Below are 15,613 nucleotides of genomic sequence, written 5' to 3' on the forward strand. Positions count from 1 at the left end.
TGGCTGCCAATGCAACTCCGCCAGCGGCGTGAGCTGTCTAGACTCTGGAGGTCCTCTTCCTATAAGAACCATCACCGAGGTCCTTGCCGTGAGCCTAGCCCCCGTTCAATCGACACCGAGTGTAAAAAACCAGGTCAGCGCCATCGAGTGGCAAACCCGCGTGGACCTGGCCGCCTGCTATCGCCTGGTGGCGATGCATGGCTGGGACGACCTGATTTTCACCCACATCTCCGCCAAGGTGCCGGGCACCGAAGATTTCCTGATCAACCCGTTTGGCCTGATGTTCCACGAGATCACCGCGTCGAGCCTGGTGAAGGTCGACCAGGCCGGCAACAAGCTGATGGACAGCCCCTACGAGATCAACCCGGCGGGCTACACCATTCACAGCGCGGTGCATGCGGTGCGTCACGATGTGGTTTGCGTGCTGCACACCCATACCGCGGCCGGGGTTGCGGTGTCGGCGCAGAAGCAGGGCGTGTTGCCCATCAGCCAGCAGTCGCTGTTCGTGTTGTCGAGCCTGGGTTACCACCCCTATGAAGGTGTGGCCCTGAACCCCGAGGAGAAGGTCCGGCTGCAGGCCGACCTGGGGGACAACAGTTTCCTGATGCTGCACAACCATGGCCTGCTCACCTGCGGCGCGACCATCGCCGACACCTTCCTGATGATGTTCACCTTCCAGCGCGCCTGCGAGATCCAGGTGCTGGCGCAGAACGGCGGCGCCGAGCTGATTGCCATCCCTGCGCCGATCCTGGCCGGGGCCAGGGCGATGATCGCTGGTGTCACCCGCAGCGCTCAGGGCATGGGCGGCGCTCTGGCCTGGCCGGCCCTGCTGCGCAAACTCGATCAACTCGACCCGGGTTACACACTCTGATGCCTATTGCCGAGATCCCGCTGTGCGTGTGGCGTACACGCGGACATGACCTGCTCTTTCGCGGCCAGCGCATCCGTTACTGGGTAGCCGGGCAGGGCGAGCCGCTGCTGCTGATCCATGGCTTTCCCACCGCCAGCTGGGACTGGCACTACCTGTGGCAGCCCCTGGCCCGGCATCATCAGGTGATCGCCTGCGACATGCTGGGCTTCGGTGATTCGGCCAAGCCCCTGGAGCATGTCTACAGCCTGCTGGAGCAGGCTGACCTGCAGCAGGCGCTGCTGGCCCATCTGGGTATCGCCGAGCCGGTGCATCTGCTGGCCCACGACTACGGCGACAGCGTTGCCCAGGAGTTGCTGGCCCGGCACTACGAAGAGCGGATCGATATCGCCAGTTGCGTGTTTCTCAACGGCGGCCTGTTCCCGGAAACCCATCGCCCGGTGCTGACCCAGAAGCTGCTGCTCAGCCCGCTGGGCTGGATGCTCGGGCGAACGTTCAGCCGCCAGGGCCTGGCCAAGAGTTTCCGGCAGATATTCGGCCCCCAGAACCGCCCCAGCGAGTCGGTGCTGGATGATTTCTGGAGCCTGGTGCAGAGCAACGATGGCCCGCGAATCCTGCACAAGCTGATCGGCTATATCCCTGAGCGCCGGGCCCGGCGTGAACGTTGGGTCAGTGCCATGCAGCGCGGCGAGGTGCCCCTGCGGGTGATCGATGGTGCCCTGGACCCGATTTCCGGGGCACACATGGTGGAGCGCTATCGGCAATTGATCCCACGGGCCGACACGGTGCTGCTGCCGAGCATCGGGCATTACCCGCAGATCGAAGCGCCCCTGGCGGTGCTCAAGCATTACCTGGAGTTTCGCGACAATCTGCTGTCGCCATCATCACGGTTGGCGTGTTCCTGAACCCCGCGGCCTTGAGCGGGCAAGGCGATTATCCCGCTGCCTTATTGCGCACCATTCAGGTCAAAACGTTTTTATTGTGACCAAAGGCTGGCTGCCTGACACTCGAAGCATTGTCCATTGGCCCTGCTGGAGTTCGGTATGAGTGAGTCTGTGCGCTTGGAAGATAAAGTGGTGATCGTCACCGGGGCCGGCGGTGGCCTGGGCCGGGCCCATGCACTGCTGTTCGCCCGGCACGGCGCCAAGGTGCTGGTCAACGACCTCGGCGGCTCGGCCCAGGGCGAAGGCGCCAGCGCTTCGGCCGCCGACCGCGTGGTGGCGCAGATCCGCGAGGCCGGCGGTATCGCCGAAGCCAGCCATGACTCGGTCACCGACGGTGAAAAGATCGTGCAGAACGCCCTGGATGTGTTTGGTCGGGTCGATGTGGTGGTCAACAACGCGGGGATCCTGCGGGACAAGACCTTCCACAAGATGGAGGACGCCGATTGGGACCTGGTGTATCGGGTGCATGTCGAGGGGGCCTACAAGGTCACCCGCGCCGCCTGGCCACACCTGCGCGACCAGGGGTATGGGCGGGTGATCTTCACCGCTTCCACCTCGGGCATCTATGGCAACTTCGGCCAGTCCAACTACGGCATGGCCAAGCTCGGCCTGTACGGCCTGACCCGGACCCTGGCCATCGAAGGGCGCAAGAACAACATCCTGGTCAACGCCATCGCGCCCACCGGCGGTACGCGGATGACCGAGGGGCTGATTCCGCCCCAGGTGTTCGAGCAGCTCAAGCCCGAACTGGTCAGCCCGCTGGTGGTGTACCTGGGCAGCGAGCAGTGCCAGGAAACCTCCGGCCTGTTCGAAGTGGGCGGCGGCTGGATCGGCAAGGTGCGCTGGGAGCGCAGCCTGGGCGCCGGCTTCGATCCTCGCCAGGGCTTTTCCCCGGAAGACGTGGCGGCCCACTGGCAGCAGATCTGCGACTTCGAGGGCGCGGCGCACCCCAAGGACAATATCGAGGCATTGAAGGAGATGATGCAGAATCTGCAAAAGTACGCCCTCTGAAGCGCCCCTTTGTCCATCCCCTATCGCCTGCGCCAGGATGATAGGGGCCGGCTTCTGGCCCTAAGTGCGCCGGGTTTTCAGCACTGGATGCATCACCCCGCCGGGCCCTGGCCCCGGCGGTTTTACTCCTGCAGCGTTCGTCACTATGCTCGACGGTCCGCGAACGAACAGGGAGTGCTGCATATGTATGAGTCAAAGGATCAGCCGGTATTGTCGCGGCTGCTGTTCATCCGCCGTTTATGCATGCATGGGCTGGTGGTGCTGGCGCTGATCATCTTCTCGGTGCTGCTGGGTATCAGCGGCCTGCTGTACTTCGAACAAGACATTTCCTTCCATGACGCCTTGTATGACGCGGCCATGATCCTCGGCGGCATCGGCCCCATCAACATGCCGCAAACCCCTGGTGGCAAACTGTTTTTTGCCAGCTACGGGCTTTATACCAACCTGGTCTTCGCTGCCACCCTGGGCTTGATCCTGTCCCCAGTGGCGCACCGTCTGCTGCACAAGTTTCATTACGACGAGAGCGAGGATGACGGGGCGTAGTTGCCACTTTCCTCTGGTGTTCCAGGCATAAAAAAGGCCGCTGCAAGAGCAGCGGCCGAAGCAAGACGTTAGATCAAGGAGCTACAAAATCAACGTCGGTGAACCAGGGGCAGCAGCTTGAATCACACGCCTTCAAGCGGCTGGAAATCATTCCCGGGAACAGTTCGTGCCCGGTACTTGCAAGGTCAGTGGCAAGCGGTTGTTTGCCGTGACTGCGAGTGAAGAATAAGCCCTGGCCGGGTACGGAAAAATAGCGATTCAGGACAAGGACTGTTACAGCCTGAGCAACAGTCTGAGCGTTTTTTCGCCCCGGTCATCCCCCTGCATCGACGCCCCTGATAAGCCTGCATCCAGCCGCTGGATAACCCCTTGAACGGCCCTGATGGCAAGGGCACTAATCCCTTCGAGTGACAGCGCGAATACCTCCTTGGTGCGCTTATCGACCGTGCTACCCCGGCAGTAGGGTGAGGCCTCCTGTCACTCACCGGGGAAGACGCATGACAAGAATAACAATGCGCGCCATCTTCAAACCGCAGGCGCTGGCCGTCGCGGTGGCGCTGGGCTGCTGCGCCCAGGCGCAGGCGGTGTCGTTCAACATCGGGGAAATCGAAGGGCAGTTCGACTCGTCGCTATCGGTTGGTGCCAGCTGGGGCATGCGCAATGCCGACCGCGCCTTCGTCGGAACGGTCAATGGCGGTACCGCCCAGTCGTCCACCGGCGACGATGGCCGCCTGAACTTCAAGAAGGGCGAAACCTTCTCGAAGATCTTCAAGGGCCTGCATGACCTGGAACTCAAGTACGGCGACACCGGGGTCTTCGTTCGCGGCAAGTACTGGTACGACTTCGAGCTCAAGGACGAAGACCGCGAGTTCAAGCCCATCAGCGACCACAACCGCAAGGAGGGCGCCAAGTCCTCGGGGGCGCAGATCCTCGATGCCTTCGTCTACCACAACTATTCCATTGCCGACCTGCCGGGTACCGTGCGTGCCGGCAAGCAGGTGGTCAGCTGGGGCGAGAGCACCTTCATCGGCAACTCCATCAACAGCATCAACCCTGTGGATGTCTCGGCCTTTCGCCGCCCCGGCGCCGAAATCAAGGAAGGCCTGGTACCGGTGAACATGCTGTTCGCCTCCCAGGGCCTGACCAACCAGCTGACCGTGGAAGGCTTCTATCAGCTGGAGTGGGACCAGACCGTGGTGGACAACTGCGGCACCTTCTTCGGCAACGACGTGGTGGCCGATGGCTGCACCACCGGCTACACCGTCGGCAGCCCGGCCATCGCGCCGTTGCAACCGGTGGCGGCGGCCTTCGGCCAGGGCTTCCAGGTGACCCGCGAAGGGGTGATCCTGCCCCGCGGCGGTGATCGTGATGCCCGCGACTCCGGGCAGTGGGGCGCCGCCCTGCGCTGGCTCGGCGATGACACCGAGTACGGCCTGTACTTCATGAACTACCACTCCCGCAGCCCGGTGGTGAGTACCACCACGGCCAATGTCAGCGCGACGACCCTGGGCGCCATTGCCGGCGTCGCCAACGGCATCGTTCCGGGTTCTGGCAGTGGCCTGGTGCAAAGCGTGATGCTTGGCCGTGGCCAGTACTACCTCGAATACCCGGAAGACATCCGCCTGTATGGCGCCAGTTTCTCCACCACCCTGCCCACCGGCACCGCCTGGACCGGCGAGATCAGCTATCGGCCCAACGCGCCGGTGCAGGTCAACACCAACGACCTGACCCTGGCCCTGCTCAACCCTATTTCCGGGGGCGCGGCGTCGCCGATCAAGACCGCCATGGGGGCTGACAACACCGGCTACCGGCGCAAGGAAATCACTCAGATCCAGAGTTCCATGACCCAGTTCTTCGATCAGGTGCTGGGGGCCGACCGCCTGACCCTGGTGGGCGAGGCGGCAGTGGTCCATGTCGGAGGCCTGGAAGACAAGAGCAAGCTGCGCTACGGCCGGGACTCGGTGTACGGCCAATACGGCTACGGGGGCGACACCGACGGTTTCGTCACGGCCACCTCCTGGGGCTATCGCGCCCGGGCCATCCTCGACTACAGCAACGTGATCGCCGGCATCAACTTCAAGCCCAACCTTTCCTGGTCCCATGACGTCAACGGCTACGGGCCCAACGGCCTGTTCAACCAGGGCGCCAAGGCCCTGAGCGTTGGAGTGGATGCCGACTACCGCAACACCTACACCGCCAGCCTCAGCTACACCGACTTTTTTGGCGGGCGCTACAACACCCTGACCGACCGGGACTTCCTCGCGTTGAGCTTTGGCGTGAACTTCTGAACCGGCACAAGAAGGAGCATTTGAATGCGCAAGATGATTCTGCAATGCAGCGCCCTGGCACTGGGGTTGTGGGCGGCCAACCTGATGGCCGCCGTGAGCCCGGAAGAAGCCGCCAAGCTGGGAACCAGCCTGACCCCGGTGGGTGCGGAAAAAGCCGGTAATGCCGACGGCTCGATCCCGGCCTGGACCGGAGGCATTCCCAAGAATGCCGGGGCGGTGGACAGCAAGGGCTTTCTCGCCGACCCGTTCGCCAATGAAAAACCGCTGTTCATCATCACCGCGGCGACGGTGGACAAATACAAGGACAAGCTTTCGGACGGCCAGGTGGCGATGTTCAAGCGCTACCCGGACAGCTACCGGATCCCGGTCTACCCCACTCACCGCAGCGTCGGCCTGCCACCCGAGATCTACGAGTCGGCCAAGCGCAGCGCCTTGAGCGTGACCACTACCAACGACGGCAACGGCCTGGCCAACTTTACCGGCAACCGCTACTACGCCTTCCCGATTCCGAAGAACGGCATCGAGGTGCTGTGGAACCACCTGACCCGTTATCACGGCGGCAACCAGAAGCGCATCGTCACCCAGGTCACCCCGCAGACCAACGGCAGCTACACCTCGATCCGTTTCGAGGAAGAGGTGGCGGCGCCGCAACTGATCCCGGACCTGGACCCGGCCAAGGCGGCCAACGTGCAGAACTTCTTCAAGCAGTCGGTGACCGCCCCGGCGCGGCTGGCGGGCAACGTGCTGCTGGTCCACGAGACCCTGGACCAGGTCAAGGAACCGCGTTCGGCATGGATCTACAACGCGGGCCAGCGTCGCGTGCGCCGCGCCCCGCAAGTGGCCTACGACGGCCCGGGCACCGCCGCCGACGGCCTGCGCACCTCGGACAACTTCGACATGTTCTCCGGTGCTCCCGACCGTTACGACTGGAAGCTGGTGGGCAAGAAGGAGATGTACATCCCCTACAACAGCTACAAGCTGGACTCCCCGAGCCTCAAGTACGACGACATCGTCAAGGCCGGGCACATCAACCAGGACCTGACCCGCTATGAACTGCACCGGGTGTGGGAAGTGGTGGGCACGGTCAAGCCCAACCAGCGGCACATCTACGCCACTCGGCACATGTACATCGACGAGGACAGCTGGCAGGTGGCCCTGGTGGACCACTATGACGGACGCGGCCAACTGTGGCGGGTAGCCGAAGGTCATGCGCAGTACTACTACGACCACCAGGTACCGGCCTACACCCTGGAGGCCCTGTATGACCTGAACGCCGGCCGTTACCTGGCCCTGGGCATGAAGAACGAAGAGAAGCACAGCCTGGAGTTCGGCTTTGCCGCCAAGGCGGCCGACTACACCCCGGCGGCCCTGCGCGCCAGCGGAGTGCGCTAGGCGCCTCTTGGGTTGCAGTGGAGCAATGGTCGAGCCGCACGCTCTTGGGGCGTGCGGCTTTTTATGGCGGCCAGTCCTGGCAAGCGAGCTTGCTCGCCACAGTCGCGGCAATACTGCGTTCCTCTTGACTGGCAGTTATCCGACTGCCTGGTCGGTTTTTTTATGGGGGCTGATCAGCCTGCTGAATACTTCTTCAACTGGCCGGGAGGTCGGGGCTAGGGTGGGGCTACGCTGGCTAAAACTATAAAAAGGCACGCCGCAATGACCGCCATGACTCGTTGTCCAGAGCGTCCCGGGTTCATGCCCCGTTTGTCCTCCCATCATTTTTCCCGCAGCCGCCTGAGCGCGCCGTTGCTGGCCTCCGGTGCGCGGGTCAAGCTGCTTTGCGCGCCTGCCGGCAGCGGCAAGACGGCGCTGCTGGCTGAGTGCCTGCAACAGGCACCAGAGACCTACCGGGTGAGCTGGTTGCCGTTGTCCGGCGGGCGGCATAGCCCGCAGGGGCTGTGCGCTGCCCTGGCCCAGGCCCTGGGGCTGGAGCGCGATGACGAAGCCACGGTGCTGCAGCACCTGGCGCACCTGCAGGCGCCGGCCTGGATCTTTATCGATGACTATTGCCGGGTCGCGGCTGCGGACCTGGACCTGCTGCTCGATCGCCTGCTGAGCCTGGACAACCCGCAGTTGACCTGGTGGCTGGGTTGCCGTCGCCGGCCCCTGTGCAACTGGCCACGCCTGCTGCTGGACGATCAGTTGTTCGAGCTGGACGGCCCGGCACTGGCATTCAGCCAGATCGAGATCGAGCAACTGCTGCAACGGCTGCCGCAACCCCTGTGTGCGCAGACCGCCAGTCGCATTCTGCAACGCAGTGGCGGCTGGTGCGCCGGGGTGCGCATTGCCTTGCTGGAAGGCAGCGAGCTGACGATTCAGCCCTGCAAGCCGGGGCGCCCCAATACCTTGCTGGAGTACCTGGAGCACGAGCTGTTCAGCGTGCTGCCGGCGGAGCTGGCGCAAGTCTGGCAAGTACTGGCGCACCTGCCACGTTTCAACGCCGAGCTGTGCGAGCATCTGTTCGGCGTCGGGGAGGGTGCCCAGTACCTGCGGACCCTGCAGGACATGGCCTGCTTCATCGAACCCTGGGACGGTGGCGGCGACTGGCTCCAGGTGTTTCCGCCGCTGGCCCTGCTGATGCGCGACGAAGCCTGGCCGGGGGGGCGCTCCTGGCATCGCCGGGCCTGCCAGTGGTTCATTGCTCAGGAGGATTGGCAGTCGGCCTTTGAGCAGGCGCTGCGGGCCCAAGAGTATGAAGTCGCGGTCAGCCTGCTGGAGCATTTCAGTTTCGAGTTCCTGTTCCAGCAGGACAATGCGCTGCTGTTGCTGCAACTGCATGAGCGCCACGGTGGCGAACTCTTGCTGGTGTCGCCGCACCTGGTGGGGCTGCTGGTTGCGGCCATGCTGTTTGCCGGGCGCTTCGAGCAGGCCGGGCAGTGCATGGCGCAGATGGCCCGGTTCGCCCCCCAGCCCTCGGCAGCGCAGCAGCGTCAGTTGCTGGCCCGCTGGCAGGCACAGCAGGGCTGGCTGCTGCACCTGAGCGGGCGGATGGCGGCGGCGCGGCAGCATTTTATCGAGGCCCTGGATGAGCTGGCGGACAGCGCCTGGACCACCCGCCTGCTGTGCCTGTCGGGGCTGACCCAGCAGGCCCTGCTGGGTGCGGAGCTGGATGTGGCCCAGGCCCTCAATCGTGAAGCCCTGTGCCTGGCCCGGGCCCAGGATGCCCAGCTGTTCGAAGGCCTGCTGGAACTGGACCATGCCCAGTTGCTGGAGCAAAGGGGCGCGCCGCATCGGGCCCAGAGCCTGCTGGAGCAGGTCTGTGAGCGCTTGTCGATGCAGGCGCTGCGGGCGACCCCGCTGCTCGGTCGCATCGCCCTGCGTCTCGGTCGCCTGGCCTTGCGCCAGGGGCATGCAGAGCAGGCGGCCGGCTACTTTCGCAGCGGCCTCGAGGATTGCCTGCTGAGCCACGACAAGCGTGCCTTGTATGGTTTCCTCGGCCAGGCCCAACTGGCGGCCAACCAGGGTGATTATGCCCAGGCCTTCGTACGCCTGCGGGATGCGGAGCGGCTGATGCAGCAGCGGCAGATTCCCGACACGGTGTACCGGGGCGTGCTGTTGCAGGTCAGCAGCCAGCTCTGGCTGCAACAGGGGCGACCGGAGCTGGCTCAGGAGGCCTTGAGCCGCTTGCTCCGGCACTTTCGCGGCCCCCAGGCGCTACAGGCGCCACCGGCCACCCTGGAGTTGATTCCGGGGATCGAATACCTGCTGGTGCTGGCCGAGGTACACCTGGGGCGGGCCCAGGCGCCGATCGCTACCTTGCAGGGGCTGCTGGCCCGGGCCCAACGCCACGGCATGCAGGGGTTGGAGGCCGAGGTGCAACTGGCCCTGGCCGAGGTCGCCCACCTGCAAGGCAGCCCGGCGCTGGCGCAGGAAGCATTGCAGGCCGGGCAGGCACTGGTGCAGCGATGCAACCTGCCGCAGGCACTGCACGAACTGCGCCTGCGGCAACCACTCTTGCTGGCTGCGGGGGAAACGCTGCAGACGCCGTCATCGGCAGGCCCCCTGGAAAACCGCGAAAGCCTGCTCAGCCTGCGGGAATTGCAAGTGCTGCAACTGATCGCCCAGGGCTGTTCAAACCAGCAGATCGCCGAGCAATTGTTCATTTCCCTGCATACCGTGAAGACCCACGGGCGCCGGATTCACAGCAAACTGGGGGTGGAGCGGCGTACCCAGGCGGTAGCCAAGGCCCAGGCCCTGGGGCTGATGAGTTGAGCGCTAGCGGTTATTGCGGCTGATAACCCATGCGCCAGCTCACTGCAGAGCTGGCCGCCAGCAGACGTTGGGCTGCGGGCCCATGTTCATCGGCGTGGAACAGCGACGTCGGCCCTACCACGGTCAGCACCGCGGCGATTTTGCCGGTGGCATCGAACACCGGCGCCGACAGGGCATCGACACCGGGCATCAGCAAACCGTGGACATGGTGCAGCCCGCGCTGGCGAATCTGCTCGGCCAGGGCATCGTGCACCTGCTTGTCGGCCAGGGCGTGGGGGCTGCCGGTTGCCAGTTCCTGCTGGCGCAGGTCGAGGGTTTCGCGCTGTGGCAGGTAGGCGTTGAACACCAGCCCGGTGGATGAACTGAGCAATGGCAGCACCGAGCCCAGTTGAGTGACCACGGTCACCGCCCGCACCGCCGGTTCGATATGCACCACCGTCGCGCCCTGGTTGCCCCACACCGCGAGGAAGCAGGTTTCGTTCAATTCGTCCCGCAGTTCCGCCAGGGGCAGGGTCGCGACTTTCAGTACGTCCATGCTGCCCAGGGCGGCCAGGCCTACCCGCAGGGCTTCGCGGCCCAGGCCGTAGTGATTGGTGGCGCTGTTCTGTTCGGCAAAGCCGCTGGCAATCAAGGCCTGCAGGTAGCGATGCACCTTGCTTGCCGGCATCTGCACATGTTCGGCCAGGCGCGAAAGGGAAGTGGCCGGCGACAGTTCGGCCAGGGCCTTGAGGATGTCGGTACCGACCTCGGCCGAGCGGACTTTCTGTTTACCGGTGCTGTCGCTGATGCTGCGCGGCTTTTCCATGGAGGCATTGGGGTCCCGTGACAAGTGGCGGTCTTTATAGCTTGACGCTCCTGGGCAATCAAATTACGTTATGCGTAATTGGATTACGATAAAAATAACCCAGGCGTGCCGATAGCTCTTGTGAGGGAGTGGTGGGCCCCTGCCTATTCCAACTTCCAGGAGGCTCCATGAACCTCGATTCTTCGGCGTCGGCCCTCAGCTACCAATCGGGCTTCGGCAACGAATTTGCCAGCGAGGCCCTGCCAGGGGCGCTGCCCGTCGGCCAGAACTCCCCGCAAAAAGCCCCTTATGGCCTGTACGCCGAACTGTTTTCCGGCACCGCCTTCACCATGACCCGCAGCGAAGCCCGGCGTACCTGGATGTACCGCATCCAGCCCTCGGCCAAGCACCCGGCTTTCGCCAAGCTTGCGCGCCAGCTGGCAGGCGGCCCCCTGGGTGAGGTCACCCCCAACCGCCTGCGCTGGAGCCCCCTGCAGATTCCAAGCGAGCCCACCGATTTCATCGACGGCCTGGTGGCGATGGTGGCCAACTCGGCTGCGCAGAAGCCGGCGGGTATCAGCGTCTATCACTACCGTGCCAACCGCTCGATGGAGCGGGTGTTCTTCAATGCCGATGGCGAGCTGCTGCTGGTGCCGGAGCTGGGCCGCCTGCGCATCGTCACCGAACTGGGCATGCTGGACCTGGAGCCATTGGAAATCGCCGTGCTGCCTCGCGGGCTTAAATTCCGCATTGAACTGCTGGACCCGCAAGCCCGTGGCTACGTCGCCGAGAACCACGGTGCGCCGCTGCGCCTGCCGGACCTTGGGCCGATTGGCAGCAACGGCCTGGCCAACCCTCGGGACTTCCTGGCCCCCGTGGCTCATTACGAAGACCTGCGCCAGCCCACCACGCTCGTCCAGAAGTACCTCGGCGAGCTCTGGGGCTGCGAGCTCGACCACTCGCCACTGAACGTGGTGGCCTGGCACGGCAACAACGTGCCGTACAAATACGACCTGCGTCGTTTCAACACCATTGGCACCGTCAGCTTCGACCACCCGGACCCGTCGATCTTCACCGTATTGACCTCGCCCACCAGCGTGCCGGGCCTGGCCAACCTGGACTTCGTGATCTTTCCGCCACGCTGGATGGTGGCCGAGAACACCTTCCGTCCACCGTGGTTCCACCGCAACCTGATGAACGAGTTCATGGGCCTGATCCAGGGCGCCTACGATGCCAAGGCCGAAGGCTTCCTGCCCGGCGGCGCGTCGCTGCACAGTTGCATGAGCGCCCACGGCCCGGACGGCGAGACCTGCACCAAGGCGATCAACGCCCAGTTGCAGCCGGCCAAGATCGACAACACCATGGCCTTCATGTTCGAGACCAGCCAGGTGCTGCGCCCGAGCCAGTTCGCCCTGGAGTGCCCAGAGCTGCAGAACGACTACGATGCTTGCTGGGCCTCGCTGCCCGTCACCTTCAACCCGAATCGGAGATAACCCATGACCTTGCCCACCATCACCCGTAGCTGGGTCGAGTCCGCCAACGGTCACCCCGACTTCCCGTTGCAGAACCTGCCCCTGGGCGTCTTCAGCACCCAGGGTTCGGCGCCCCGCAGCGGGGTCGCCATTGGCGAACAGATTTTCGACCTGGAAGCGGCGCTGGATGCCGGGCTGTTCGAAGGCCAGGCTCAGGCTGCGGTGCAGGCGTCCCGTGGCGGCCAGCTGAATGCGTTCTTCGAACTCGGCCGCCCGGCCCGGGTCGCCTTGCGCGAACGCCTGCTGGAACTGCTCGGCGAAGGCAGCAGCCTGCGCGGCAAGATCGAGGCCCAGGGGGCGAAACTGCTGCCCCTGGCCGCGGACTGCCAGATGCACCTGCCGGCCAAGATCAACGATTACACCGACTTCTATGTGGGCATCGAACACGCGCAGAACGTCGGCAAGCTGTTCCGCCCCGACAACCCGCTGCTGCCCAACTACAAGTACGTGCCGATCGGCTACCACGGTCGCGCCTCCACTATCCGTACTTCCGGTGCCGACGTGCGCCGGCCCAAGGGCCAGACCCTACCGGCCGGGCAGTCCGAACCGACTTTCGGCCCCTGCGCGCGCCTGGACTACGAACTGGAGCTGGGCATCTGGATCGGCCAGGGCAACGAGATGGGCGAGCCCATCGCCATTGGCGACGCCGCCGAACACATCGCCGGGTTCTGCCTGCTCAACGACTGGTCGGCGCGGGATATCCAGGCCTGGGAATACCAGCCGCTGGGCCCGTTCCTGTCGAAAAGCTTCATCACCAGTATTTCGCCCTGGGTGGTGACCGCCGAGGCCCTGGAGCCGTTCCGCCAGGCCCAAGCCCCGCGCCCTGAAGGCGACCCGCAACCGCTGCCGTACCTGCTGGACAAGCGCGACCAGGCCGGCGGTGGCTTCGACATCGAACTGGAAGTGCTGCTGACCACCCGCACCATGCGCGAGCAGGGCCTGCCGGCACACCGCCTGACCCTGAGCAACACCCGGTACATGTACTGGACCGTGGCGCAGATGGTTGCGCACCACAGCGTCAACGGCTGCCAGTTGCAGGCCGGCGACCTGTTCGGTTCGGGCACCTTGTCCGGCCCAGAGAGCGGCCAGTTCGGCAGCCTGCTGGAGATCACCGAAGGCGGCAAGAAACCCATCGAACTGGCGTCCGGCGAGGTGCGCAAGTTCCTCGAGGACGGCGATGAAATCATCCTGCGCGGGCGTTGCAGCCGTGAGGGTTTCGCCTCCATCGGCTTCGGCGAATGCCGCGGCACGGTCCAGCCGGCACGTTAAGGGAGAGCCCTCATGCAGCTCTATACCTACTACCGCTCTACTGCGTCCTACCGGGTGCGCATCGCTCTGGCCCTCAAGGGCCTGGAGTTCCAGGCCATACCGGTCAATCTGCTGGTGCCCAAGGGCGGTGCGAATCGCCAGCCGGAGTACCTGGAGATCAACCCGCAGGGCCGGGTGCCGGCCCTGCGGACCGATGAAGGCGACCTGCTGATCCAGTCGCTGGCAATCATCGAGTACCTGGAGGAGCGTTATCCACAGGTGCCGCTGCTGTCCACGGACCTGGTCAGCCGCGCCCGGGAACGGGCGGTTGCCGCGATCATCGGCTGCGACATTCATCCGCTGCACAACTCCAGCACCCAGAACCTGCTACGGGAATGGGGTCATGAGGAAGCGCAACTGCTGGTGTGGATCGACCACTGGATCAGCCAGGGGCTGGCGGCCCTGGAGCAACTGATCGGCGACCAGGGCTTCTGTTTTGGCGATGAGCCGGGGCTGGCCGATGTGTTCCTGATTCCCCAGCTGTATGCGGCCGAGCGTTTCAAGGTGTCCCTGGACGCCTATCCGCGGATCCTCCGGGTCGCGGCCCTGGCCGCCGAGCACCCGGCGTTCCAGGCCGCGCACCCGGCCAACCAGCCGGATACGCCAGCCTGAACCCGCACGCTGCCCGGTATCCGGTGCGGCGTGGCATCCGCATCACCCAGGCCCCGCAACGGGGCCTGAGCGGTCACCGCCTGTGACCTGCGCAACATTGCTGCCCATAACCATAAAAAACCGAACAGGTACCTTGCGATGCAAAATCAGATTGCCAGCTTTCGTGCTGCGCTCGACGCCCGCCCGGTGTCCCGCTACCAGTGGTTGCTCTTGTTGCTTCTCGCCTTGCTGCTGGTCACTGATGGCTACGACGCCCAGGTCCTGGGCTATGTGGTGCCGGCCCTGGCCCAGGACTGGGGGCTGGAGAAGGCCGCCTTCGGCCCGGTGTTCAGCGCCAACCTGCTGGGCCTGACCCTGGGGTCTCTGGCGGTGACGCCCCTGGCCGACCGTTTTGGCGTGCGCCGGATCCTGCTCTGTTGCGTGCTGATCTACGCCAGCCTGACGGTGCTGATGGTGTTCGCCAATTCCCTTGAAAGCCTGATGGCCGCCCGTTTTATCTGTGGCATCGGCATGGGCGGGGCGATGCCCAGCGCGATGGCGCTGATGTCCGAATATTCGCCGCCGCGCCTGCGCACCCTGATGGTGACCCTGGCCGCCTGCGGTTTCTCCTTTGGCGGCGCGGCGGGTGGTTTCGTTGCCGCCGGCTTCATCGATCGCTTTGGCTGGGAAGCGGTGTTCCTCGCCGGCGGCATCACGCCGCTGCTGCTGTTTCCTTTCCTGCTCTGGCGCCTGCCCGAATCGCTGCCGCGCCTGCTGCGGGACGCGCCGCCCTATGCGCGGCTGCGCAAGGTCACCGCACAGATGCTCCCGGACTGGCAACCGCCGGCCGCAGTGCTCAACAGCGGTGAGCAGGCGGACAGCAAGCTCACGGTGCTGGAGCTGTTCCGCCACGGCTATGCACGGCCGACCTTGCTGATCTGGGCGACCTTTTTCGTCAGCCTGATCCTGCTGTATTTCATGATCAGCTGGTTGCCGACGCTGTTGCTGGAGAGTGGCCTGGCCTTGAAGCAGGCCAACCTGGTGACTTCGATGTTCCTCTTCGCCGGCACCCTCGGCGCGGTCTGCATGGCCTGGTTCGCCGACCGCCTGAAACGCAAGGTGCGCCTGCTGGCCGCGGTGCTCAGCGCCGCCGCACTGTGCACCGTGCTACTGGGGTTGAACCACGACAACCCGCGCTACCTGGTGGTGTTCGTGTTTGCCGCGGGCTTCTGCATTATCGGTGGCCAGTTGACCCTGAATGCCTTCGCCAGCAACTTCTACCCGGCCCAGGTGCGCGCCACCGGCACCGGCTGGGCTTTGGGCGTGGGGCGTTTCGGTTCGATCCTCGGTCCGCTGTTCGGCAGCATGCTGCTGGCGATGCATATTCCGGTGCAGCAGATTTTCTTCTTCTGTGCGATTCCGGCCCTGTTTGCGGCGTTGTTGATCATCCAGGTGCGTTCGCCCCTGGCGTCGGCCTCGGGTGAGGCGGGGCCGGCCGCGCAACGGCAGGCCCCGCTCAAGTCCTGAGGGGCAGA

The 15,613-nt window shown here is 64.7% G+C and carries 12 protein-coding genes; 11 read left to right on the forward strand and 1 reads right to left on the reverse strand.

The window, feature by feature from the left end:
- The first annotated feature begins 88 nt into the window (after positions 1–88).
- The 7 genes from AC1RMG_RS07875 to AC1RMG_RS07905 all read left to right on the forward strand — a co-directional run bounded on the left by AC1RMG_RS07875 (position 89) and on the right by AC1RMG_RS07905 (position 9,863).
- Positions 89–871: a class II aldolase/adducin family protein gene (locus AC1RMG_RS07875; protein WP_011059313.1), complete on the forward strand. Its 783-nt coding sequence runs from the start codon at positions 89–91 to the stop codon at positions 869–871.
- A complete protein-coding gene (locus AC1RMG_RS07880; RefSeq protein ID WP_493168881.1) occupies positions 871–1,773 on the forward strand; it encodes an alpha/beta fold hydrolase in 903 nt (300 codons plus the stop codon). Before AC1RMG_RS07875 ends, AC1RMG_RS07880 begins: the two co-directional genes overlap by 1 nt.
- A 138-nt stretch (positions 1,774–1,911) precedes the next feature.
- A complete protein-coding gene (locus AC1RMG_RS07885) occupies positions 1,912–2,823 on the forward strand; it encodes an SDR family oxidoreductase (RefSeq protein ID WP_011059315.1) in 912 nt (303 codons plus the stop codon).
- Between the two features lie 183 nt (positions 2,824–3,006).
- The gene (locus AC1RMG_RS07890; RefSeq protein ID WP_011059316.1) at positions 3,007–3,366 is read left to right on the forward strand and encodes a hypothetical protein; all 360 of its coding nucleotides are present in this window, start codon (positions 3,007–3,009) and stop codon (positions 3,364–3,366) included.
- 497 nt (positions 3,367–3,863) lie between these two features.
- Positions 3,864–5,654: a DUF1302 domain-containing protein gene (locus AC1RMG_RS07895; RefSeq protein ID WP_053156403.1), complete on the forward strand. Its 1,791-nt coding sequence runs from the start codon at positions 3,864–3,866 to the stop codon at positions 5,652–5,654.
- Between the two features lie 24 nt (positions 5,655–5,678).
- Positions 5,679–7,046, forward strand: coding sequence for a DUF1329 domain-containing protein (locus tag AC1RMG_RS07900; RefSeq protein ID WP_015634191.1), 1,368 nt, complete (start codon positions 5,679–5,681; stop codon positions 7,044–7,046).
- A gap of 261 nt (positions 7,047–7,307) precedes the next feature.
- Positions 7,308–9,863 (forward strand): LuxR C-terminal-related transcriptional regulator, encoded by a 2,556-nt coding sequence (locus AC1RMG_RS07905; RefSeq protein ID WP_493168884.1) that lies wholly within the window; start codon positions 7,308–7,310, stop codon positions 9,861–9,863.
- 10 nt (positions 9,864–9,873) lie between these two features.
- Here AC1RMG_RS07905 and AC1RMG_RS07910 read toward each other — a convergent pair whose 3' ends face one another.
- Positions 9,874–10,668, reverse strand: a complete 795-nt coding sequence (locus tag AC1RMG_RS07910) for an IclR family transcriptional regulator (protein WP_011059320.1) — start codon at positions 10,666–10,668, stop codon at positions 9,874–9,876.
- 167 nt (positions 10,669–10,835) lie between these two features.
- Here AC1RMG_RS07910 and hmgA point away from each other — a divergent pair, with 167 nt between their 5' ends.
- The 4 genes from hmgA (at position 10,836) to AC1RMG_RS07930 (ending at position 15,605) form a co-directional block, all read left to right on the forward strand.
- Positions 10,836–12,140 (forward strand): homogentisate 1,2-dioxygenase, encoded by a 1,305-nt coding sequence (hmgA, locus tag AC1RMG_RS07915; protein ID WP_011059321.1) that lies wholly within the window; start codon positions 10,836–10,838, stop codon positions 12,138–12,140.
- 3 nt (positions 12,141–12,143) lie between these two features.
- Positions 12,144–13,448, forward strand: coding sequence for a fumarylacetoacetase (gene fahA, locus AC1RMG_RS07920; protein ID WP_401155859.1), 1,305 nt, complete (start codon positions 12,144–12,146; stop codon positions 13,446–13,448).
- A 12-nt stretch (positions 13,449–13,460) separates the two neighbouring features.
- Entirely contained in the window at positions 13,461–14,099 is a 639-nt protein-coding gene (gene maiA / locus AC1RMG_RS07925) for a maleylacetoacetate isomerase (RefSeq protein WP_015634196.1), read from the forward strand.
- A gap of 138 nt (positions 14,100–14,237) precedes the next feature.
- Entirely contained in the window at positions 14,238–15,605 is a 1,368-nt protein-coding gene (locus AC1RMG_RS07930; protein ID WP_493168887.1) for an MFS transporter, read from the forward strand.
- The last annotated feature ends 8 nt before the right edge of the window (positions 15,606–15,613 follow it).

This window comes from Pseudomonas sp. GW822-FHT04H02 (assembly GCF_058800645.1).

Coding starts and splice junctions, on each gene's coding strand:
- maiA (WP_015634196.1), top strand. CDS start 13,461: ATGCAGCTCTATACCTACTACCGCTCTACTGCGTCCTACCGGGTGCGC.
- AC1RMG_RS07885 (WP_011059315.1), top strand. CDS start 1,912: ATGAGTGAGTCTGTGCGCTTGGAAGATAAAGTGGTGATCGTCACCGGG.
- fahA (WP_401155859.1), top strand. CDS start 12,144: ATGACCTTGCCCACCATCACCCGTAGCTGGGTCGAGTCCGCCAACGGT.
- AC1RMG_RS07900 (WP_015634191.1), top strand. CDS start 5,679: ATGCGCAAGATGATTCTGCAATGCAGCGCCCTGGCACTGGGGTTGTGG.
- AC1RMG_RS07910 (WP_011059320.1), bottom strand. CDS start 10,668: ATGGAAAAGCCGCGCAGCATCAGCGACAGCACCGGTAAACAGAAAGTC.
- AC1RMG_RS07930 (WP_493168887.1), top strand. CDS start 14,238: ATGCAAAATCAGATTGCCAGCTTTCGTGCTGCGCTCGACGCCCGCCCG.
- AC1RMG_RS07880 (WP_493168881.1), top strand. CDS start 871: ATGCCTATTGCCGAGATCCCGCTGTGCGTGTGGCGTACACGCGGACAT.
- AC1RMG_RS07905 (WP_493168884.1), top strand. CDS start 7,308: ATGACCGCCATGACTCGTTGTCCAGAGCGTCCCGGGTTCATGCCCCGT.
- hmgA (WP_011059321.1), top strand. CDS start 10,836: ATGAACCTCGATTCTTCGGCGTCGGCCCTCAGCTACCAATCGGGCTTC.
- AC1RMG_RS07895 (WP_053156403.1), top strand. CDS start 3,864: ATGACAAGAATAACAATGCGCGCCATCTTCAAACCGCAGGCGCTGGCC.
- AC1RMG_RS07890 (WP_011059316.1), top strand. CDS start 3,007: ATGTATGAGTCAAAGGATCAGCCGGTATTGTCGCGGCTGCTGTTCATC.